At 63.9% G+C, this 20,116-nt stretch carries 20 protein-coding genes, 1 tRNA gene and 1 pseudogene; 9 read left to right on the top strand and 13 right to left on the bottom strand.

Annotation, left to right across the window (positions count from 1 at the left end; translation table 11 throughout):
- Positions 1-208: 208 nt before the first annotated feature.
- Together CVM73_RS41795 and CVM73_RS21155 are read left to right on the top strand one after the other, a co-directional pair.
- Positions 209-355: pseudogene (locus CVM73_RS41795) on the top strand (HNH endonuclease); the annotation flags it as partial.
- 3 nt (positions 356-358) lie between these two features.
- Positions 359-1,093 carry a hypothetical protein gene (locus CVM73_RS21155; RefSeq protein WP_245452386.1) on the top strand — a complete coding sequence of 245 codons (735 nt, stop codon included), beginning with the start codon at positions 359-361 and terminating at the stop codon, positions 1,091-1,093.
- Between the two features lie 94 nt (positions 1,094-1,187).
- Here CVM73_RS21155 and CVM73_RS21150 read toward each other — a convergent pair whose 3' ends face one another.
- The gene (locus tag CVM73_RS21150) at positions 1,188-2,123 is read right to left on the bottom strand and encodes an AEC family transporter (protein ID WP_100233801.1); all 936 of its coding nucleotides are present in this window, start codon (positions 2,121-2,123) and stop codon (positions 1,188-1,190) included.
- A 481-nt stretch (positions 2,124-2,604) separates the two neighbouring features.
- On the opposite strand from CVM73_RS21150, the gene CVM73_RS21145 reads away from it, so the two are divergent.
- Positions 2,605-2,967: a hypothetical protein gene (locus CVM73_RS21145; protein WP_100233800.1), complete on the top strand. Its 363-nt coding sequence runs from the start codon at positions 2,605-2,607 to the stop codon at positions 2,965-2,967.
- 423 nt (positions 2,968-3,390) lie between these two features.
- Positions 3,391-4,068 carry a ParA family protein gene (locus tag CVM73_RS21140; RefSeq protein WP_100233799.1) on the top strand — a complete coding sequence of 226 codons (678 nt, stop codon included), beginning with the start codon at positions 3,391-3,393 and terminating at the stop codon, positions 4,066-4,068.
- 80 nt (positions 4,069-4,148) lie between these two features.
- Here CVM73_RS21140 and CVM73_RS21135 read toward each other — a convergent pair whose 3' ends face one another.
- From CVM73_RS21135 to trxB, 5 genes are all read right to left on the bottom strand, one after another.
- Positions 4,149-4,295 carry a hypothetical protein gene (locus CVM73_RS21135; RefSeq protein WP_100233798.1) on the bottom strand — a complete coding sequence of 49 codons (147 nt, stop codon included), beginning with the start codon at positions 4,293-4,295 and terminating at the stop codon, positions 4,149-4,151.
- Between the two features lie 132 nt (positions 4,296-4,427).
- Complete coding sequence (locus CVM73_RS40415; protein ID WP_167406957.1) at positions 4,428-4,577, bottom strand: hypothetical protein; 150 nt, start codon at positions 4,575-4,577, stop codon at positions 4,428-4,430.
- 286 nt (positions 4,578-4,863) lie between these two features.
- Positions 4,864-5,772, bottom strand: coding sequence for a 4-hydroxy-tetrahydrodipicolinate synthase (gene dapA, locus CVM73_RS21130; protein ID WP_100233797.1), 909 nt, complete (start codon positions 5,770-5,772; stop codon positions 4,864-4,866).
- A 441-nt stretch (positions 5,773-6,213) separates the two neighbouring features.
- Positions 6,214-7,137, bottom strand: coding sequence for a LysR family transcriptional regulator (locus CVM73_RS21125; RefSeq protein ID WP_027575284.1), 924 nt, complete (start codon positions 7,135-7,137; stop codon positions 6,214-6,216).
- 4 nt (positions 7,138-7,141) lie between these two features.
- Positions 7,142-8,107, bottom strand: a complete 966-nt coding sequence (gene trxB / locus CVM73_RS21120; RefSeq protein ID WP_100233796.1) for a thioredoxin-disulfide reductase — start codon at positions 8,105-8,107, stop codon at positions 7,142-7,144.
- Positions 8,108-8,373: 266 nt separating this feature from the next.
- On the opposite strand from trxB, the gene CVM73_RS21115 reads away from it, so the two are divergent.
- Positions 8,374-8,853, top strand: coding sequence for an Lrp/AsnC family transcriptional regulator (locus CVM73_RS21115; RefSeq protein ID WP_061028429.1), 480 nt, complete (start codon positions 8,374-8,376; stop codon positions 8,851-8,853).
- 226 nt (positions 8,854-9,079) lie between these two features.
- Here the strand turns inward: CVM73_RS21115 and greA are convergent, their stop codons facing one another.
- The 3 genes from greA to CVM73_RS21100 all read right to left on the bottom strand — a co-directional run bounded on the left by greA (position 9,080) and on the right by CVM73_RS21100 (position 14,542).
- Positions 9,080-9,553, bottom strand: coding sequence for a transcription elongation factor GreA (gene greA, locus CVM73_RS21110; protein WP_027525218.1), 474 nt, complete (start codon positions 9,551-9,553; stop codon positions 9,080-9,082).
- 214 nt (positions 9,554-9,767) lie between these two features.
- On the bottom strand, positions 9,768-13,232 hold the full coding sequence (gene carB, locus CVM73_RS21105; protein ID WP_100233795.1) for a carbamoyl-phosphate synthase large subunit: 3,465 nt from the start codon (positions 13,230-13,232) through the stop codon (positions 9,768-9,770).
- Between the two features lie 140 nt (positions 13,233-13,372).
- On the bottom strand, positions 13,373-14,542 hold the full coding sequence (locus CVM73_RS21100; protein WP_100233794.1) for an MFS transporter: 1,170 nt from the start codon (positions 14,540-14,542) through the stop codon (positions 13,373-13,375).
- Positions 14,543-14,655: 113 nt separating this feature from the next.
- Here CVM73_RS21100 and CVM73_RS21095 point away from each other — a divergent pair, with 113 nt between their 5' ends.
- Positions 14,656-15,033, top strand: a complete 378-nt coding sequence (locus CVM73_RS21095; protein ID WP_100233793.1) for an ArsR/SmtB family transcription factor — start codon at positions 14,656-14,658, stop codon at positions 15,031-15,033.
- A 124-nt stretch (positions 15,034-15,157) separates the two neighbouring features.
- Here the strand turns inward: CVM73_RS21095 and CVM73_RS39770 are convergent.
- A tRNA-OTHER gene (locus tag CVM73_RS39770) sits at positions 15,158-15,233 on the bottom strand.
- Between the two features lie 55 nt (positions 15,234-15,288).
- Complete coding sequence (locus tag CVM73_RS21090) at positions 15,289-15,990, bottom strand: class I SAM-dependent methyltransferase (RefSeq protein ID WP_100233792.1); 702 nt, start codon at positions 15,988-15,990, stop codon at positions 15,289-15,291.
- Between the two features lie 114 nt (positions 15,991-16,104).
- On the opposite strand from CVM73_RS21090, the gene CVM73_RS21085 reads away from it, so the two are divergent.
- Complete coding sequence (locus CVM73_RS21085; protein WP_100233791.1) at positions 16,105-16,629, top strand: Dps family protein; 525 nt, start codon at positions 16,105-16,107, stop codon at positions 16,627-16,629.
- Positions 16,630-16,766: 137 nt separating this feature from the next.
- On the opposite strand, the gene CVM73_RS21080 is transcribed toward CVM73_RS21085, so the two are convergent.
- Both CVM73_RS21080 and carA read right to left on the bottom strand, forming a co-directional pair.
- Positions 16,767-17,288 (bottom strand): cupin domain-containing protein, encoded by a 522-nt coding sequence (locus CVM73_RS21080; protein ID WP_100233790.1) that lies wholly within the window; start codon positions 17,286-17,288, stop codon positions 16,767-16,769.
- Between the two features lie 210 nt (positions 17,289-17,498).
- Positions 17,499-18,689, bottom strand: coding sequence for a glutamine-hydrolyzing carbamoyl-phosphate synthase small subunit (carA, locus tag CVM73_RS21075; protein ID WP_100233789.1), 1,191 nt, complete (start codon positions 18,687-18,689; stop codon positions 17,499-17,501).
- Positions 18,690-18,835: 146 nt separating this feature from the next.
- On the opposite strand from carA, the gene CVM73_RS21070 reads away from it, so the two are divergent.
- Together CVM73_RS21070 and CVM73_RS21065 are read left to right on the top strand one after the other, a co-directional pair.
- Positions 18,836-19,537, top strand: a complete 702-nt coding sequence (locus CVM73_RS21070) for an alpha/beta fold hydrolase (protein WP_100233788.1) — start codon at positions 18,836-18,838, stop codon at positions 19,535-19,537.
- Between the two features lie 59 nt (positions 19,538-19,596).
- Positions 19,597-20,052: a GatB/YqeY domain-containing protein gene (locus tag CVM73_RS21065; protein WP_100233787.1), complete on the top strand. Its 456-nt coding sequence runs from the start codon at positions 19,597-19,599 to the stop codon at positions 20,050-20,052.
- The last annotated feature ends 64 nt before the right edge of the window (positions 20,053-20,116 follow it).

Here is a 20,116-nt window from a genome sequence, read left to right as displayed (position 1 = left end):
GGCGCTCGGATATCAGTCGCCCCTTGAGTTCGAAACCGCGTTCGCGCAAAACAAGGCACGATAACGTCGTGGCAACCGCACTGTCACAGGAATTATCGTGTCTCACTTAAGGGGTGCAGTCCAGTGCACAAAGCTTCCCGCAGGGCGCGCACGATCCGCAACACTTTCAATTTTGTGCACTGTGAACGTGACGAACAGGAGCTTGGCTATGCCGCGCGGGCCGCATCATTACGAATCGAAGGGAGCTTGCATATATTGTGGCGCCCGAGACCAATCTCTTACAGACGAACATATTGTTCCGTACTCCCTAGGAGGTTCGCACGTAATTCGGCGCGCGAGTTGTCTGGGATGTGCGGATATGACCAAGAGATTTGAACAGAAGGTCGCAAGAGATCTGTGGGGTGATGCTCGCACGGCCTACAATGCGCCGACTAGGCGGAAGCGAGAACGTAGAAGCCACATAGCGGTTGCTGATCCGGATGATCGTAGCCGGGTCCTCAGTATTCCTGCGACCGAGTATCCGGCGGGGTTTGTATTCTATCAGATGGGAAAGGCCGGCCTCCTACAGGGATTGCCAGAACAGCTTGATCTTTCGGCGGCGTGGCGACTCGTTGTGGTGAGCGACGACAAGAGACGGGCTGAGTATCATGAGAGACATCCCGGAAAACTGGCGCTCCAGTTTCGTCATGTACCTGATGCATTTGGACGGTTGCTTTGCAAAATCGCATACTGCCAAGTTTTGACAGCGCTCGATCCTGGAGACTTTCGTCCTATTTGCCTCCCCTTCATCACCGGCGCGCGGACTAATCTATCGTTTGTTGTTGGGAGCAGCGAAGGTAAACCCGAGCCTGAAAACGGATACTCACTCAGCACGATGGCGTTTGGTAGTGGGAGCAAGTTAATGCTCATTGCTCAAGTGCGCCTATATGCAAATACCAGCGCGCCAACCTATCATGTGGTGGTCGGTGATGTTTCTGGGCGATACGATGTAGGGCGAGTCGTTGAGAAACTTGGTCCACAAGACGAAATCCCGCCAACCTCTCGACCTTGGTTTCCGGATATCCTTCCTCTACCCTTTTGGACTAGCCGTTAATCGCTTGTTCCATCCTTACACGCGGCTCTTGTGAGCGGTTCAGCTCATAGCGGGCAGTGCCATCGCCGATTGGGAAACGCTCAAGGCCTGGTGATCACTTCGCCGCCCACACCACCACCGGCAACGTCACCGCCGCAAGCAACGTCCCCAGCGCCACCGCGCCCGACACGGGGTTCACCAGCCGCTGATACTGCACCGCGAAGATGTAGGCATTCGCGCCGGTCGGCATCGCCGCGAACAGCACAATGACGCCGGCAGCGAGCGGCGGCAGGTCGAGCAGTCTTGCGAGCACGAACGCAGCCGCCGGCATCGCCGCGAGCTTGAGCGCGCACATCACGAGGATGCTCAGCTTCTCGCCCTTCACCTCGAAGCGGAACAGGTTGATGCCAAGCGCGATCAGCGCGGTCGGCGAGCCCGCCTGCGCCAGGAGCTCGATGGTGCGGTCGACGACGGGATTGAGGCCGAGGCCGGTGAAGCGCCAGATCACGCCAAGGCCGATCGCCAGCATCAGCGGGTTGCGCGCGAGGTCCGCGAGCACGGGCCAGATGATCGACAGCAACGAGCCGGCCCGCTTGCGGCTGACGAACTCCATCTGCAGGATGCCGCAGAGCCAGAGCAGCGGCGTGTTCACCGACAGAATCAGCGCCATCGGGCCTGCGGCCTCAACGCCGAGCGCCGAGAGCACAAGCGGAATGCCGAGCATCACGATGTTGCCGTAGACCGAGCCGATCGCGAACACGACGCCGTCCTCGCTGTCCTCGCGCCGCTTGCGCAGCAGGGCCGAGATCGCGAGCGCCGCGATCCAGGTGATGGCGAGCGCGCCGTAATAGGCGCCCCACACCCGGTAGGGGCTGACATCGGGAAATTCCGAGACGACGATGGTGCGGAAGAGCAGGGCGGGGATCGCGATGCTGAAGGCGAATTCGCTGATGCCCTTGTGTGCGCTCTCCGAGACGAAGCGAAACAGCACCGCGGCATAGCCGGCCGCGATCAGCGCAAACACCGGCGCGACGATCAGCAATGTGGCCATGCATCCCCCACCTCACGGGGATCCCGGCCGACCACCCACGCGCATTTTTTGATGATGCCATCATGCCCCTGTTTTGCCCGACGAGTCAAATTTGATTTCGCTAAATCCTAAGACGTGAAATGCGTAAGGGTTACCGTGACTTGGCTACTGTGCATGGGGTTGTTTTCGCAGTTTTGTGTTGGAGGGCTGCTGAAGGCCCGGTCAATTAGGGGCAGTCTCCCCACTCCCAGCTGTCATCCTCCGCCTTGTGCGCACTTGCGCACTGGAGCGGGGGATCCAGTACGCCGCGGCTTCTCGGGGGACGTCCGGCATCTCTGGAACACTGGGTCACCCGCCCTCGCGGATGACGACAGCGGTGGAGATGGCCGGCTGCCCGCCCTGTTGCCCAGACCGCACAGCTGCCGGCTTTCGCATCTCCCCTCGGTTGCCAACGAACCGCCGTTCACCCACTATCCCTCTGTCTCGACATGTGGGGGAATCGATGCCGGCATTTCGCTTGAAGAAGTCATTGGCCGTCGCAAGCCTCTCGCTGGCCCTGGCCGTCCTGGCGCTGCCGCGCTTGGGTTTCGCCTACACCCAGGAGGAGCAGCAGGCCTGCACGCCGGATGCGATGCGGCTGTGCAGCGAGTTCGTTCCGAACGTCGATGCCATCACCGCCTGCATGATCAAGAAGAAGGCGCAGCTCTCGCCGCAATGCCGGGTGTTCTTCCGTCCCGGCCCCGAGCCGGGCGAGTTGCGCGCCGGCAAGCCGACCAACATCGCGCCCAAGGCTGCCCAGAAGGCTGCCAAGAAGGCCACCAAGCCGGCGCCGAAGGTGGCCAGGAAGAAATCCAGCGAAGGCTGAGCGCGGGGCGAGGCGCGTTCCTGTTTTGAAACTTCGTCAGGCCGGAAGGCGCGCCATCGCGTGTCCGGCTCGCTTCGGCAGTGACATCAGCTTCACGACAGCGACCGGACTCGTTTTGTTCGCGCAGTGCCGCGCAGGCTTGCGGCCATTACGGGCGCGCGCGGCTAAAAAAGAGCCGCGGGAAGATTTGCGCGGCAAGGTTGCGTTCCGATTTGTCCCGCTCGCTGCTCAAAAAACGCACAGACGCGCGCGCGAGCAGCATTTCGCTGCGGTCCGTGCCTCTCTCCCGCGAAGCAGTGTGACTCAAAAGCCAACACGCCTTGTTATTTCGTGGCCCCAACGCAACCTTCGATAAATTTTTCTTTCCCGAATCAGCGCGCTGATTCATTTTCGCGGCCTGGGGTCAATCTGGAGGCCGAAGGTATGAACGTTATTGTTTTTGCATCGCGTAAAGGCGGCTCGGGCAAGAGTACCCTGGCTGCACATCTCGCCGCGCAGATCAAGGCGAGCAAGCAGGTCATGCTCGTGGATGCGGATCCGCAGGGCTCGCTCACGCTGTGGCACAAGCTGCGTGGCACCAACGAGCCGCCGATCAAGGCTGCCGTGAACTCCGTCAGCGGCATCGTCTCCGCTGCCAAGCGCGATGGATATGAATGGGTGTTGATCGACACGCCGCCGAACCTCTCGGCCGTCGTCGACGATGCGATCCGCAACGCCACGATGGTGATCATTCCGGCGCGTCCCGGCGTGTTCGACGTCAACGCGGTGCAGGAAACCATCCAGATGTGCCGCGCCGCGCGCAAGCCCTACGCGGTCGTGCTCAACGGTGCGCCGGCGCGCCGCGACGATGCCGAAAGCCCGATCGTCACCATCGCCCGCGAAGCGCTGGCGAAATTCCGCGCTCCGGTGTGGGGCGGCCAGATCACCAATCGTTCGGATTTGCTGATGGCGCTGAGCCACGGCGAAGGCGCGCGCGAGTATCAGGCCGAGAGCCGCGCGGCTCAGGAAATCGCAAGGCTGTGGGCGGCGATCGAGCGTTCGGTGAAGGCTATTCGCGGCACGGCGTCGGCGTCCGGCGCAATGCACAAGCAGGCAGCTTAATTTTCATTGGTCATTTGCGAACGGCGAAGAACGCGCGGACGAGCCGCGCGTTTTGCGTTTCCGGACCGATGCGGGGTGACTTACGCCACGAGCAGCATGTAGAACACGATGACCGGCGACATGGTGAGGATCACCGACCAGATGCCGGTCGCCCAGAGAATATCCTCGGTGGTAAAGCCCTGCTGTCCGGCGTCGCAATGCGACGCCAGTTCATTATGACTATTCACAAAACGCCTCCGCGATTTCTTCGCTTATGGCGTCAACGCTAGCCGGGATGTTTTAAGATTCCGGGTCGCGGTCGCTTGCGCATTTGAGCACAGCCGTGACCCACGGGTTAACCATCCCGCGCCCGCCTTGCGTCAGCCGACCAGCCAGACGCGAAACAGCAGCACCGGCATCAGGCCGAGCATCACCGCCCAGAACCCGAACGACGACACCACCAGAATGCCCTGCAAGAGATCGGCCGGCGCGAATTGCCGCGCGGCCGTCGGCCGGATGCGATGCCCCATGGTCATTCCCCTCTGAAAGTCCTTAGCGGAAACGATAGGCCCGATTGCGTAAACGAGGCGTAGCTGCGCCATGCGGCGGCTGCGAAAGGCGTTGGGATGAAGTTAACCACGATCACGCTGCTGACCCTCCCCTGGAGGGGGAGGGTCGATCGCGCGGAGCGCGAGCGGGGTGGGGTGATCTCTCCACTCGGGTACTGTTCGTGGGGAGAGACTGTCACCCCACCCCGGCTCACATTTCGCTGCGCTCAATGTGAGCCGACCCTCCCCCTCCAGGGGAGGGTAAGAACTACGCCGCGACTTTCGTCCGTCGCTCGATCTCGCGATCGATCGCCGCCGCGAGCTCGCTGCTCACTTCCACCATCGGCAGGCGCACTTCGGGGCTGTCGATCAGGCCGCTGCGCCACAGCCAGTACTTCGCCGGCGCGGGGCTCGGCTCGGTGAACAGCAGCCGCGCCAGCTCGGCGACCTCGTGCCAGCGCGCCAGCGCCGCATCATGGTCGCCGCGCTTCAGCTCGGCATGAACGGCTGCAAACGTCGCGGTCTCGACATGGGCCGACAGCACGATGCCGCCGTCGGCACCGTCAGCGAGCGCCTCGAAATAGTGGGCATCCTCGCCGGTGAGCACGCGAAAGTCCTTCGGCCGGTCGCGCAGCAGCGCGAGCGACTGCTCGCGGCTGGCGCCGCAATCCTTCAGGCCGACGATGTTCTTGTGCTCGGCGAGCCGCAGCATGGTCTGGTTGGTGATGTTGACGGCGCAGCGATAGGGAATGTTGTAGAGCGCGATCGGCCATGCGGCGTGGTCGGCGAGCGCCTCGAAATGCGCCGAGAGCCCGCGCTGCGACGGCCGCACGTAATAGGGACTGGCGATGAGGTAACCGTCGATCGGCCAGTCCGCGGTCTCGTCGAGGCGCTCCTGCAGCCGCGAGGTGTCTGCGCCGGAGAGCCCGAGGCAGACCGGCATGGTGCGGCCGCCCGCCGCCATCTCGTCGCGCACCACGGCGACGAGACGTTCGAGCTCGGCCTCGCGCAGCGTCATGCCTTCACCGGAGGTCGCCCCCAGGATGAAGCCGTCGATGCCGTGCGCGCTGTAGTGCCGCGTCAGCCGCCGCAGCGACCTCTCGTCCAGTGCGCCGCCCTGAAACGGCGTGACCAGCGGCAGCCACAGCCCGTGCAAGTGATCTCGTAGTCCGGTCATGTTCCATCTCCTTCTCGGGAAAAGCCTGAGACGGAGGGCACACGAAAAAACCCCGTCCAGGCGGCGGGGTTTTCGGGATTTGCAGCGATGACGAAGTCAGCTAGTGCGCGCAAAAATCCGAGGCCCCGGGATGGGGCCTTTTTTCGAGATGACTGCGCACGACTTCGTGATCATGTGGAAATGATGCGGGGTATGCCTGGAACTGTCAATACACGCGGAACGCGAAGCCGCATTCTGACGAAAAAAAGCCGGACCCGAGGGCCCGGCTTAGGTATTGGCCACGTGAGGCCGACACAATCACCTTCCAAGAGGGATTACTGAACTCCCGCGCCACTGGAGGAGGGGGACAAATGCGCAACGCGAAGGCTCAGCGTGCAAACATTATGGGCTTGCCGAGTGCCCTGCAGCAACAGCCGAGGCCGCATGTCAGTCATGCGGAAATCAGGACGGCCAGCGTTGCGCCTTGCTCACCACGAAGTCGCGGAACACCTGCACGCGCGCGACTGTCTTCAACTCCTCGGGATAGACGAAGTAGGTGTCGAGCTGGATCGAATCCGACTCGCCGAACAGCTGCACGAGCTTGCTCTGCTCCTCGACGAGGTAGTCGGGCAAGGCGGCGATGCCGAGCCCCTGCTGACAGGCGCGCACGAGTCCCAGGATGTTGTTGACCTTGAAATAGGCTTCGCGCGGACCCGAGCCGTTGCGACCGGCCTCGACCAGCCAGTTACGGTTCTGCAGATGCGGCGCGAAGTTGCCGTCGGCAAGCGTGATGATGCGGTGGGAGTCGAGCTCTTCCAGCGTGCGCGGCGTGCCGAAGCGCTTGATGTATTCCGGTGAGCAATAGGCGTGGAAGCCCATCGCGAACAGCTTGCGCTGGATCAGATCCGGCTGTGTCGGCTTGCGGGTGCGGATCGCGACGTCCGCCTCGCGCATCGACAGATCGAGCTCCTCGTCGGTGACGATCAGCGAGATCCGGATCTCCGGATAGAGCGCGGTGAACTCGCCGAGCCGCGGGATCAGCCAGTTGATGCCGACGCCGGGCGTGGTGGTGATCTTGAGGTCGCCGCTCGGCCGCTCGCGGCTGTCGGTGAGTTTGGCGCGCGCCGCCTGCAGCTGCATGAACACGTCATGCGCGGTGCGGAACAAGAGGTCACCCTGCTCGGTGAGGATCAGGCCGCGGGCGTGGCGGTGGAACAGCGAGACCGAGAGCTCCTGCTCCAGCGCCGAGACCTGGCGCGACACCGCCGATTGCGACAGGCCGAGCTGCTCGCCCGCATGCGTGAAGCTGCCCGCTTCCGCCGCCGCGTGAAACACCTTCAGCTTGTCCCAGTCCATATCCGTAAATCCGTCGCGTGTTCGAGGCATGATTCTATTCCGCTGCCGCGCGCTCGCTGGCGCGAAGGGCCAAGAAACGTTCGGCTTCGAGTGCGGCCATGCAGCCGAGGCCGGCGGCCGTCACGGCCTGGCGATAGGTCTCGTCGGCGACGTCGCCGGCGGCGAACAGGCCGGGCACCGAGGTGGCGGTCGAGTTCGGGGCGACCTCGACATAGCCCGACGGTTTCAGCTTGGCCTGGTCCTTGACGAGCTCGGTCGCCGGCGCATGGCCGATGGCGATGAAGACGCCGTCGGCCTTCACGTCCTTGAGTGCGCCGGTCCTGACGTTCTTGAGCCGGACATGGGTGACCTTGTTGGGGTTCTCGGTGCCGCAGATCTCGTCGACGGCGGAATCCCAGATCACCTTGATCTTCGGATGCTTGAATAGGCGTTCCTGCAGGATGCGCTCGGCACGGAAGTGATCGCGACGATGCACGATGGTGACTTGCGAGGCATGGTTGGTGAGGTACAGGGCTTCCTCGACCGCGCTGTTGCCGCCGCCGACCACGATGACGTCCTTGCCACGGTAGAAGAAGCCGTCGCAGGTGGCGCAGGCCGACACGCCGCCGCCCTGGAACTTCGCCTCGGACGGCAGCCCGAGCCAGCGCGCCTGCGCCCCGGTGGCGAGGACCACGGTGTCGGCGAGATAGACATCGCCGCTGTCGCAGGTGAGGCGGAACGGCCGCTGCGCAGTCTCCAGCTTGGTGACGAGGTCGGTGACGATCCTGGTGCCGACATGGACCGCCTGCTTCTCCATCTGCTCCATCAGCCAGGGGCCCTGGATCACATCGGCGAAGCCCGGATAGTTCTCGACGTCGGTGGTGATGGTGAGCTGGCCACCGGGCTGGATGCCCTGGATCAGGATCGGCTCGAGCATCGCGCGCGCGGCGTAGATCGCCGCCGTGTAGCCGGCGGGGCCGGAGCCGATAATGACGACCTTTGCATGAACAGGAGCGGACATTTCGATGGACGCCTTTCACGGGGGATTTGCAGCGCGGGCGCGGAACGTGCCGGGAGGCCTCGCGGAGGCGCTGAAATATCAGAGCTAATCTAAGCGTTCTGGTGAGCCATGCAAGAATTGCATTCCCTCTCGGCGGATTTTTCCAACGGGGAACAAAAGTCGATTGCACTGCGCGCGCAATAAAATTGCGCCAGTCGTGTGGACTGGGCTATGAGGATTTCGACAAATCACCCCATACCGCCGTAAAGGGCAGGAGTTCCAATCACGTGTCGCGGAACCTAGACGAGATCGACCTGAAAATTCTCGCCGAGATCCAGGCCGACGGTCGAATCACGAATGTCGAGCTGGCCAAGCGCGTCGGCATCTCGCCGCCCCCCTGCCTGCGCCGCGTCCGCGCGCTGGAGGAGGAGGGCTATATCCACGGCTATCGGGGCCTCCTGGACGCGCGAAAGCTCGGTTTCGACGTCACCGTGTTCGCCGCCGTGCACCTCTCCAGCCAGGCCGAGGCGGATTTGCGCGCCTTCGAGGACTTCGTTCGCGCCGAGCCCCTGGTGCGCGAATGCTGGATGTTGTCGGGCGAGGTCGATTTCATCCTGAAATGCGTCGCGCCCGACATGGCGACCTTCCAGGATTTCGTCACGCACCTCACCGCAGCGCCCCATGTCCGCAACGTGCGAACGTCATTGGTGCTGCACAATTCGAAGTACGAGGCGGCGGTGCCGCTGGACGTGAAGGGAAGACGGTAGCGCGCGCGTTCGCGTGACCCGGACGCAGCGCAGCGCTCTTCGGCGATGCGCTGCAGAGCCGGGGCCCATCTTATCACCGCGTGCCGTGCTGCTTTCTGGATCCCGGCTCTGCGCAGCAACGCCAAGCGCGTTGCAGCGCGTCCGGGACACGAGACGCAGAAGCAAACAAAAAGGCCGCGCGCTGCGCGGCCTTTTCGAAAATATCATCTCGGCGCAGCGGCAATTTTTACCGCCACTCCACCTTGGTGATCTCATACGCCTTGGCGCCGCCCGGCGTGTTGACCTCGACCGAGGCGCCTTTCTTCTTGCCGATCAGCGCGCGCGCGAGCGGCGAGGTGATGGAGATGCGGCCCTTCTTGGCGTCGGCCTCGACCTCGCCGACGATCTGCCATACCGTCTTCTTCTCGGTGTCCTCATCGACCAGCGTCACCGTGGCGCCGAACTTGATCGTGTCGCCGGACAGTTTCGAGATGTCGATGATGTCGGCGCGCGCGAGCTTGTCCTCGAGCTCGGCGATGCGACCCTCATTGTGGGACTGCTCTTCCTTCGCGGCGTGATATTCCGCGTTTTCCGACAGGTCTCCGTGCGAGCGCGCCTCCGCGATGTGCTCGATGATCCGCGGACGGTCCACGGATTGGCGATGCTTCAATTCTTCTCCGAGCGCGGCAAATCCGGCCGAAGTCATCGGAACCTTTTCCATCTTCTCTCTCGTCCTTCGGTCGCGCGCCCCCAGGAATACGCATGGGCGACCAACCTTGATTCGTCAGTCCTTCCGGAGCCCGATACACGGGCGGCCGGACGTTGACAGATATGGGCTTAGCGCCGGAACAGAACCACCACCCGGCCGGACAGTTCCTGCGGCCATTGTGGCTTCATCGCCAATCACTTAGCGGAAGCTTCGCCGCCGCTAGCGATCAGGTTTCCGAAAAGTAGCTCTGCAGGGTACGAACCTCAAGGTCCCCGCCCAAATAGGCGCGGATGCCCTGCGCGGCCGCCACGGCCCCGGAAAGAGTGGTGTAATATGGCACTTTATGCAAGAGGGCCGCGCGCCGCAGCGAACGGCTGTCCGCCAGCGCCTGCGGGCCTTCGGTGGTGTTGAAGACGAGCTGGACGTCGCCATTGGTGATGGCATCGACGATGTGCGGCCGCCCTTCCAGCACCTTGTTCACCTTCTCGGTCGGGATGCCCTGGTCGGTGAGGAAGCGCTGAGTGCCCGAGGTCGCCAGCACCTTGAAGCCGAGCGAATGCAGTTCGCGAACGGCGTCGGCGATGCGCGTCTTGTCGCTTTCACGCACCGAGACGAACACCGTGCCCTTGCGTGGTACCCGCGTGCCGCCGCCGAGCTGGCTCTTGGCGAAGGCGACCTCGAAGTTGCGGTCGATGCCCATGACCTCGCCGGTCGAGCGCATCTCGGGGCCAAGCACCGTGTCGACGCCGGGAAAGCGCGCGAACGGAAACACCGATTCCTTGACGCCGACGTGCTTGAGCGCCGCCTTCTTCAGCTTGAAGTCGGCGAGCTTCTCTCCGGCCATGATGCGCGCGGCGATCTTGGCGACCGGCGTGCCGATCACCTTGGCGACGAACGGCACGGTGCGCGAAGCGCGCGGATTGACCTCGAGCACGTAGATCTCGCCGTCCTTGATGGCGTATTGCACGTTCATCAGGCCAATGACGTCGAGGCCGAGCGCGAGCTCGCGGGTCTGCCGCTCCAGCTCCTCGATCATCTTCGCATCGAGCGAGTGCGGCGGAAGCGAGCAGGCGCTATCGCCGGAGTGGATGCCGGCTTCCTCGATGTGCTCCATGATGCCGACGATGAAGGTGTCCTTGCCGTCGCAGAGGCAGTCGACGTCGACTTCGGTGGCATCAGACAGATAGCGGTCGAACAGCAGCGGGTTCTTGCCGAGCACGGTGTTGATCTGCCCGGTCTTGTCGTTCGGATAGCGCGCCTTGACGTCGGCCGGCACCAGCTCCGGCAGCGTGCCGAGCAGGTAGTCGTTGAGCTGGTTCTCCTCGCGGATGATCTGCATGGCGCGGCCGCCGAGCACGTAGGACGGGCGCACCACCAGCGGCAGGCCGAGATCGGCGGAGACGAGGCGAGCCTGCTCGACCGAGTAGGCGATGCCGTTCTTCGGCTGCTTGAGCCTGAGCTTGTCGAGCACGCGCTTGAAGCGGTCGCGGTCCTCGGCGAGGTCGATGGCGTCGGGCGAGGTGCCGAGGATCGGCACTTCGGCGGCTTCCAGCGCGTGCGCCAGCTTGAGCGGGGTCTGGCCGCCGAACTGCACGATCACGCCGTGCAGCGTGCCCTTGCTGCGCTCCGTCGCGATGATCTCCAGCACGTCCTCGGCGGTGAGCGGCTCGAAATAGAGCCGGTCGGCGGTGTCGTAGTCGGTCGACACCGTCTCCGGATTGCAGTTGACCATGATGGATTCGTAGCCGGCATCGTGCAGCGCGAAGCAGGCATGACAACAGCAATAGTCGAACTCGATGCCCTGGCCGATGCGGTTGGGGCCGCCGCCGAGAATAATGACCTTCTTCTTGTCGGACGGCGTGCTCTCGTCCGCCGGTGCGCCCGCGAACGGCGCCTCATAGGTCGAATACATGTAGGCGGTGGGCGAAGCGAATTCGGCCGCGCAGGTGTCGATGCGCTTGTAGACCGGGCGGACGCCGAGCGCGTGGCGCTTCGCCTTGACCTCGGCCTCTGTCGTTTCGGCGAGCACGGCGAGCCGCGCGTCGGAGAAGCCCATGGCCTTCAGGCTGCGCATGCCGAAGGCGTTGCCGGGCAGGCCGTTCTTCCTGACCTTCTCCTCCATGTCGACGATGCCGCGCATCTCGCTAAGGAACCACGGGTCGATCTTGCAGGAGTTGAAGATGTCCTCGTTCGACCAGCCGAGCCGCATGGCCTGCGCCACCTGGAGCAGCCGGTTCGGCGTCGGCGTGCCGAGCGCGGCGCGGATCGCATTCTTGTCGTCGCCGCGGCCGAGCCCTTCGATCTCGATCTCGTCGAGACCGGTCAATCCAGTCTCGAGCCCGCGCAACGCCTTTTGCAGGCTCTCCTGGAAGGTGCGGCCGATCGCCATGACTTCGCCGACCGACTTCATCGACGTGGTCAGCGTGCTGGAGGCGCCGGGGAATTTCTCGAAGGCGAAGCGCGGCACCTTGGTGACGACGTAGTCGATGGTCGGCTCGAACGAGGCCGGCGTGGCGCCGCCCGTGATGTCATTGGCGATCTCGTCGAGCGTATAGCCGACCGCGAGCTTGGCGGCGACCTTTGCGATCGGAAAGCCCGTGGCCTTGGATGCCAGCGCGGAAGAACGCGACACGCGCGGATTCATCTCGATGACGACCATGCGGCCGTCTTCGGGATTGACGCCGAACTGCACGTTGGAGCCGCCGGTCTCGACCCCGATCTCGCGCAGCACCGCCAGCGAGGCGTCGCGCATGATCTGGTATTCCTTGTCGGTCAGCGTCAGCGCCGGCGCCACCGTGATGGAATCGCCGGTGTGCACGCCCATCGGATCGAGATTCTCGATCGAGCAGACGATGATGCAATTGTCGTTCTTGTCGCGCACCACCTCCATCTCGTACTCTTTCCAGCCGAGCACGGATTCCTCGATCAGCACTTCGTTGGTGGGAGACGCGTCCAAGCCGCGCTCGATGATGTCGAGGAACTCTTCCTTGTTGTAGGCGATGCCGCCGCCGGTGCCGCCCATGGTAAAGGAGGGACGGATGATCGCGGGCAGGCCGATCTCGGACAGCGCCATCATCGCCTGTCCAAGCGCATATTCTTGATAGCGCTTGCGGCGGTCGCCTTCGCCGAGCGTCCATTGCCGGTCGAGCTCTTCGAGCGCGGCGCCCGACAGTTTCTCGCGTTCGGCGAGATATTTGTCGCGGAACGACTTCTTCAGCTCGGACGCGTTGGCGAGCCGCGACTTCGGCGTCTGCAGCCCGATCTTCTCCATGGCGTTGCGGAACAGCTGGCGGTCTTCGGCCTTGTCGATGGCGTCAGCGGTGGCGCCGATCATCTCGACGTCGAACTTCTCCAGCGTGCCCTGCCGGCGCAGCGACAGCGCGCAGTTCAGCGCGGTCTGGCCGCCCATGGTCGGCAGCAGCGCGAAGCCGCCGGGAATGACGTAACGTTCCTTCTCGATGATCTTGCCGACGATCTCGGGCGTGATCGGCTCGATATAGGTCGCATCGGCCAGTTCCGGGTCGGTCATGATGGTGGCCGGATTGGAATTGACGAGGACGATGCGGTAGCCCTCTTCCTTCAGCGTCTTCACCGCCTGGGTGCCGGAATAGTCGAACTCGCAGGCCTGGCCGATCACGATGGGACCGGCGCCGATGATCAGGATGGTCGAGATGTCGGTACGTTTAGGCATCACCGCTCGCGGGCTGGAATCTGGGCACAAAAAAAGGGCGCGCTTGCCGCGCGTCCCTTGACCGAGAGCGCGGGGTCTCCCTCGCGCGCGGGTGGGTCTTAGACCAGTTTTAGGGGCGGCGAAACCCCGAAAAACGCCCATCAACCGGCAATTTTGACCGGTTTTGGCCGGGCCTGCCAGCCCCGGCCGAGGTGCACCAGAAGCGAGGCCGCAACACTCGATCCGCCGATCCAGCCGAGGTCGGTCGGCGACAGGGTGGCCAGCACCGCGCCGCCCAGCGCTCCACCGATGGCGAAGCCGAGATACATCGACGAGGCGTTGAGCGAGAGCGGGATCATCGAGGCCTGCGGCTCGATCCGGATGATGCTGGCAAGCTGGGCCGGATAGAACGCCCAGCCCGAGAGACCCCACAGGAAGATTGCCCCGAGCACCGCGTAATGCGCCTGTGCGGGCATCAGCTTCAGGACCAGCGAATGCAGGATCAGGGCGCCCGCCATGCCGGCGAGCCCGAGGCCTGCGGTCGCGAGTGTGCCGAGTCGGTCGGCCAGGACGCCACCAAGCATGTTCCCGATCGCGGCGGCGCCGCCAAACACCAGCAAAGCAAGGCTGATTTGCGAGGCGTCGAAGCCGAGGCCACGCAGCGGGACCGCGAAATAGGTGAACACCGTGAAGCCGCCCAGCGCCCATAACATCGTGATTAGAAGCGCGACCACAACGTGGCCGTGGCGCGCTACCGCCAGCCGTTCGCTGAGCGAGGCCGTATTGCGCGGCAGGCCGCGTGGCAGGCCGAGCAACAGGCCGGCGAGCGCGACCGCGCCGATCAGGGCGACCATGGCAAAGGTCGCGCGCCAACCGAGCAGGCTGCCGACGAGATTGCCGAAGGGAACGCCGACCACGGTCGCAACCGTCAGCCCCGCGGTGACCAGCGCCACCGCGCGGCCGCGCCGTTCGGGCGCGGCGACCGCCACGGACACCGCGAGCGCCGTCGGCATGCACAGCCCCGAGCCCAGCGCCATCAGCATCCGCGAGGCCAGCAGCAGGGCGTAGCTGGATGCCACCATGGCCGCGAGGTTGCCAGCGATGAAGGTCGTCAGCGCCAGGGCGAGCACGGTGCGGCGGTCGATGTTGTTTAGCGCCACGGCGAGGATGGGCGAGCCCACTGCATAGGTGAGGGCGTAGGCGGTGACCAATTGACCTGCGGCCGAGACCGAAATCGAAAGGTCGGTGGCGATTGCCGGCAAAAGTCCCGCAATGACAAAACCTTCAGTGCCGATCGCAAAGGCCGCCAGGGCCAGCCAGAACACGCTCATTGCAAAAGTCCCTATCTATGTTCAATGCTTATTGAACTATTGGATGCTGTTGATCGGGAGTCAATTGGTTCAAGAACTATTGAACATCGTCGCCGCTTCGCTATGATCTGGACATGAGCCGCACGCCGCACCATCCGACCCCCGAGCAGATCGAGCTGCCGATGGTCCTGGATTGCCTGAGCGATCCGATCCGTCTGGCGATCGTCTACCAGCTCGCCCAGCAGGAACGTGTCAGCAGCGAACTCCGCTGTGGCGACTTCAGTGCGCTCAGCGGCAAGTCGAACCTCGCCTATCACTTCGCCAAGCTGCGCGACTGCGGCCTGATGCGGACCCGCGTAGCAGGCACCAACCGCTTCATGCGGCTGCGACGTGAGGATCTGGAGGCGCGGTTCCCGGGCCTGCTCGATGCCGTGCTCAGCTCCGCAGCCAGGGATGCGGATCGGCTTCAGTTGCTGCCGGAGTGCGAAGTGATCAGCGCGGGTCGCAGCTGAGCGGATTGCTCAGCTTGACCGCCAGTCCGTCTACGCTTCCGCCTCGCTCCAGCTACGCCGGACACGCTTCGCCCCAACGGGTCTCGCGCGGCTGCGCCACGCTTAGGCCCGCAGGGGCGAAGCGTGGAGACCCGGCCTGGATTTGAACCAGGATGAAGAGCGTTGCACCGCCCTCGCGTAGACGCTTCCGCCACCGGGCCGGCGCGATCATTACCGGTCGCAGTGCGATAAAGCTACAACGGCTAATTGTTATGCTTAACGAACCAAAGGCGGCCGCGCGATGAAGGTCATGCGCCAGCGATTATGGCCGATGTTGTTGTGGGCGCGCTGGACCGCGAAGCCAGCGGCCGTCAGCTTGGCGGTGATCTCGTCCTCGCTGTAGCGCTGGAGCCCGATGCGCGTGCGCAGATGACGGTAATCAGACAGTGCGGTGCTGATCAGCCCGACCAGCGCGTCCTTCAGGAAGCCGTGGCGCAGACCGAAGCCGAGCAGCGCCATCACGTCCCTGGCCATGCCGACATTGGGCTGGAGGATATCGCCAAGCACCAGCCTGCCGGAGGGCTTCAGGATGCGGCGGATGTTGAGGAGGGCGGCATCGAGCTCGTCCGGGGTCATATATTGCGCGACCGAGTTCATCACGACGAGGTCGACCGATTGGTCCTGCATCTTGCGGACGTCGTCGAGCGAGCGGACTCGGATCTTGGTGTTGGGCGCAAACCGCGCGATCAGCCGGCCGCGCACGCCCGGCGCGGGCTCGGCCAGGATCAGCTTGCCGCAGGCGGCTGCCACCTGGCTCGCCGACAGCGCTTCTCCGCAGGCATAGTCCAGCACCGTCGCATCGGGCGAGGGGATGTAGCCGATGATGTCCCGCGCAATGATCTGGAAGTGCAAGTCGCGATGCAGCTTGCTGACATAGATCGTATGCGTCGAGTCGTAATAATCGATCCAATCGTCCATGGTATTCGAAGGTCCCGGCCAAACGGTTCCGATGGAGGAACCGGCGCTGCCCGCCTTGCGTTAGGGGTGCGACGGCGCGCCGTCAATGTCCGCGTCCTAACAGGAAGGTCTCCCGTGAGCAAAACCAACAACAAGGTCTCGCCCGATCTCGACACCCCCACCGATCTGTCGCCCCCTGGGGTCAAGAAGGTCTCGGAGGCGCTCAACGTGCTTCTGGCCGACGCGTTCGCGCTTTATCTCAAGACCAAGAATTTCCACTGGCACATCAGCGGACGCCACTTCCGGGATTACCATCTGCTGCTCGACGAGCAGTCCGACCAGATCTTCGCCACCACCGATCAGCTCGCCGAGCGCGTCCGCAAGATCGGCGGCACCACGCTGAAGTCGATCGGCCAGGTCGCAAAGCTCCAGACCATCAAGGACAACAACGAGGACTATGTCCCGCCGCGGGAGATGCTGCGCGAGCTGATGCAGGACAACAAGCACGTCGCAGCTGCGATGCGCAAGGCGCACGAGGTCTGCGACGAGGCCGGCGACGTCGCCAGCGCCAGCATCCTCGAGGTCTTCATCGACGAGACCGAGCGCCGCACCTGGTTCCTGTTCGAAGCGACGCGGCAGGAAGGCGCCAACGAGGCGTAGGGGATGCGTAGGGTGGGTTAGCCTTGCGGCTGCGCGAAGCGCAGCTGCGGGGCGTAACCCACCGCTTTTGTATCCGCAGCGAAAGAGATGGTGGGTTACGCCTGCGGCTAACCCACCCTACGGCACCGCGCTTGTGGCTACCGCCACAGCCGCATCAACGCCCCGTCCCTTCCCGTCACCGGATCGGCCGGTGGCTTCGCCACCCTCGGAATCGTCTTCAGCGCTTTCGCGTGGTTCTCAGCCGTCGCCCGCGTGATCTCCATCTTCGCGCCCGGCGGATAGGCGCCGATGACGCAGAAATCATCGCTCGCCTTGATGCACTGATGTCCGGTACCGGCCGGCAGGATCGCGACGTCGCCGGCCTTGATCAGAATCTCCTGGCCGTGATTGCCACCGAAGCGGACGCGGGCGCTGCCGCGCGCAACACCGAGCACTTCGTGCACCGTCGCATGATAATGCAGATAGTCGTAGACTCCGTTGCGCCACGTCCCGCCCCAGCCGTTCGCTTCGAAGAGGTTTTCGATGGTCGCTTCGGGACGCTTGGGATCGAGCTTCACCGCACCCTGATAGACCAGGAACGGAAGGATGTTGTTCGGCACGAGCCCGTCATCCTCGAAAACGATGGCGAGCGGCTCGGCCCTGTCGCGGACGACGGACATGGCGGGCTCCGGCTGCGCAAGGTGTCGAGACAACATTTCGCCTTGCGGGGGCGTTCCTCGACAAATCTCGTGTCCCGGACGCGATGCAGCGCGTAGTGCTGCTTCGCTGAGCCGGGACCCAGAATGTCACGGTTATAGGCCCCGGTTCAGCAGCGCATCACGCCGCGAAGAGCGGCGCGCTGCACTGCGCCCGGGGCACGAGAGCGCGCCCTACGCGCTCTTCTTCTGCCGCATCAGGTCGGCGAAGCGCTGGAACAGATAGTGCGAGTCGCGCGGGCCGGGTGAGGCCTCGGGGTGGTACTGCACCGAGAACACGGGCTTGCCGTCGAGCTGGATGCCGCAATTGGAGCCGTCGAACAGCGAGATGTGGGTCTGCGTTGCACCTTTCGGCAGCGTCGTCTCGTCCACGGCAAAACCGTGGTTCATCGAGGTGATCTCGACCTTGCCGGTGGTCTCGTCCTTGACGGGGTGGTTGGCGCCGTGATGGCCCTGATGCATCTTCTTAGTTCTAGCGCCGACGGCGAGGCCGAGCATCTGGTGGCCAAGGCAGATGCCGAAGGTCGGCGTCCCCGATTTGATCACGTCCTTGATGACAGGCACCGCATATTTGCCGGTCGCAGCCGGATCGCCCGGACCGTTGGACAGGAACACGCCATCCGGCTTCATCGCCAGGATGTCCTCGGACGACGTCGTCGCCGGCACCACCGTCACCTTGCAGCCGACGCCGGCGAGCAGGCGCAGGATGTTGCGCTTGATGCCGTAGTCGATGGCGACGACGTTGAACTCCGGCTTCTCCTGCCGGCCAAAACCCTTGTCCCACAGCCAGGGCGTCTCGTCCCAGGTGAAGCGCTGGCCGCTTGTGACCATCGGCACGAGGTCCATGCCCTCGAGGCCCGGCCATTCGCGCGCTTCTTCCTTGAGGCCATGCAGGTCGAACTCGCCGGCCCTGGAATGCGCGATCACGGCATTGGGCATGCCCTTGGAGCGGATCAGCGCGGTCAGGGCGCGGGTGTCGATGCCGGAGAGGCCGATGATGCCGCGCGCCTTCAGCCATTGGTCGAGATGCTTGGTGGCGCGATAGTTCGAGGGATCGGTGATCGCCGTGCGCAGGATCACGCCGCGCGCGCCCGGCGTCGCGGCCATGTTCACCGTCTCGATGTCGTCCTCGTTGGTGCCGACATTGCCGATATGCGGGAAGGTGAAGGTGATGAGTTGGCCGGCATAGGAGGGATCGGTGAGGATCTCCTCATAGCCGGTCATCGCTGTGTTGAAGCAGACCTCACCGACGGCGTGGCCTTCGGCGCCGAGACCAAAGCCCTCGAGCACCGTACCGTCGGCAAGCACGAGGAGCGCGGTCGGTTTATGGTCCGGCCAGGCGGGATCGTTGTCATGTTGTGTCATGAGCCCGCTTCATAAGGCCCCCGCGCGTGCCCGTCAAAGCGCGAGAGGGCCGATTCACATGCGTTTTTGCATATTTGACAGGCCTCCTCCGAGCCTTAAGCTCCGAGGACTAATTTCCGGCAATTTCCTGGGCTTGCGAGGCAATAATGGACCAGACCACCCCCATTGTGCTGGTTCCGGGGCTGGCCTCCTCGGCCCGGATCTATGCCCCGGTCATCCCGGCGCTGTGGCGGTTCGGCCCGGTGATGATTACCAACCATATCCGCGACGACAGCATGGCGGCGATCGCTGCCCGGGTGCTGAGCGAGGCGCCGCCGCGCTTCGCCCTCGCCGGCCATTCCATGGGTGGCTACATCGCCTTGGAGATCATGCGCCAGGCGGGCGAGCGCGTGACCAAGCTCGCGCTGATCAACACGCAGGCACGGCCCGACACGCCGGAGGCGACCGCGCGCCGACGCGGCCTGATGGAGCGCGCCAGGCGCGGCGAGCTTCACGCTATTCGCGAGGAAAGCTTTCCGGAGCTCGTGCATCCGTCGCGGCGCGAGGATGCCGATATTCTCAGGCTCGTGCATGCACAGGATGAGGATGTCGGCGTCGAGGGCTATCTGCGGCAGCAGACCGCGATCATCGCCCGGGTGGATTCGCGGCCGACCTTGGCGACGATCACATGCCCGACGCTGGTGCTGACGGGCGATACCGACAACACCATCCCGAACATGTTCTCGAAGGAAATGGCCGAGGGCATCGCTGGCGCCAGGCTCGTGATCCTCGATCGCTGTGGCCACCTGCCGCAACTGGAACAGCCGGAGGCGACAGTGCAGGCGCTGACCGAATGGCTCGCGAGCTAGGTTGTGTGAACGACACAAACAGCCTAGATGAGGCGTCTATATTCAAAGGGATCACGATCATGTTGCGCGACGACATCAACAATGCGGTCAAGGAGGCCATGAAGGCCAAGGACGAGCGCAAGCTGTCCACGCTGCGCATGGTCAACTCCACCATCAAGAACGCCGACATCGACGCGCGGGGGCAGGGCAAGCCGCCGCTCTCGGACGCCGACATCCTCGCCGTGCTGCAGAAGATGATCAAGCAGCGCCAGGAGGCGGTCGAGCTCTATGACAAGGGCGGCCGTGCCGAGCTTGCCGCGCAGGAGCGCGAGGAGATCGCGGTGATCTCGGCGTATTTGCCGAAGCAGATGTCGGAGGAGGACGTGAAGAAGGCGATCGCGGACGCGATCACTGAAACGGGCGCTGCCGGCATGAAGGACATGGGCAAGGTGATCGCCGTGCTGCGCGCGAAATACGCCGGACAGATGGATTTCGGCAAGGCGTCCGGCCTCGTGAAGGCCGCGCTGTCGGGCTGAGCCGTCATGCCCGGGCTTGTCCCGGGCATACACGTCTCTAAACTGGCGGCGAAGGAAAAGAACG

This window comes from Bradyrhizobium forestalis, assembly GCF_002795245.1.
Lineage (GTDB): Bacteria > Pseudomonadota > Alphaproteobacteria > Rhizobiales > Xanthobacteraceae > Bradyrhizobium > Bradyrhizobium forestalis.
The sequence above is the reverse complement of the archived record's forward strand: the minus strand, read 5'-3'. Positions and strand labels throughout refer to the sequence as shown.

Bases quoted from the DNA above. Each gene is read 5' to 3' on its own strand.
- trxB (WP_100233796.1), bottom strand. From the start codon at position 8,107: ATGTCCGCTCCTGTTCATGCAAAGGTCGTCATTATCGGCTCCGGCCCC.
- CVM73_RS21070 (WP_100233788.1), top strand. From the start codon at position 18,836: ATGGACCAGACCACCCCCATTGTGCTGGTTCCGGGGCTGGCCTCCTCG.
- CVM73_RS21095 (WP_100233793.1), top strand. From the start codon at position 14,656: ATGAGCCGCACGCCGCACCATCCGACCCCCGAGCAGATCGAGCTGCCG.
- dapA (WP_100233797.1), bottom strand. From the start codon at position 5,772: ATGACCGGACTACGAGATCACTTGCACGGGCTGTGGCTGCCGCTGGTC.
- CVM73_RS21065 (WP_100233787.1), top strand. From the start codon at position 19,597: ATGTTGCGCGACGACATCAACAATGCGGTCAAGGAGGCCATGAAGGCC.
- carB (WP_100233795.1), bottom strand. From the start codon at position 13,232: ATGCCTAAACGTACCGACATCTCGACCATCCTGATCATCGGCGCCGGT.
- CVM73_RS40415 (WP_167406957.1), bottom strand. From the start codon at position 4,577: ATGGGGCATCGCATCCGGCCGACGGCCGCGCGGCAATTCGCGCCGGCC.
- CVM73_RS21100 (WP_100233794.1), bottom strand. From the start codon at position 14,542: ATGAGCGTGTTCTGGCTGGCCCTGGCGGCCTTTGCGATCGGCACTGAA.
- CVM73_RS21150 (WP_100233801.1), bottom strand. From the start codon at position 2,123: ATGGCCACATTGCTGATCGTCGCGCCGGTGTTTGCGCTGATCGCGGCC.
- CVM73_RS21080 (WP_100233790.1), bottom strand. From the start codon at position 17,288: ATGTCCGTCGTCCGCGACAGGGCCGAGCCGCTCGCCATCGTTTTCGAG.
- greA (WP_027525218.1), bottom strand. From the start codon at position 9,553: ATGGAAAAGGTTCCGATGACTTCGGCCGGATTTGCCGCGCTCGGAGAA.
- carA (WP_100233789.1), bottom strand. From the start codon at position 18,689: ATGACACAACATGACAACGATCCCGCCTGGCCGGACCATAAACCGACC.
- CVM73_RS21155 (WP_245452386.1), top strand. From the start codon at position 359: ATGACCAAGAGATTTGAACAGAAGGTCGCAAGAGATCTGTGGGGTGAT.
- CVM73_RS21090 (WP_100233792.1), bottom strand. From the start codon at position 15,990: ATGGACGATTGGATCGATTATTACGACTCGACGCATACGATCTATGTC.
- CVM73_RS21125 (WP_027575284.1), bottom strand. From the start codon at position 7,137: ATGCCTCGAACACGCGACGGATTTACGGATATGGACTGGGACAAGCTG.
- CVM73_RS21140 (WP_100233799.1), top strand. From the start codon at position 3,391: ATGAACGTTATTGTTTTTGCATCGCGTAAAGGCGGCTCGGGCAAGAGT.
- CVM73_RS21145 (WP_100233800.1), top strand. From the start codon at position 2,605: ATGCCGGCATTTCGCTTGAAGAAGTCATTGGCCGTCGCAAGCCTCTCG.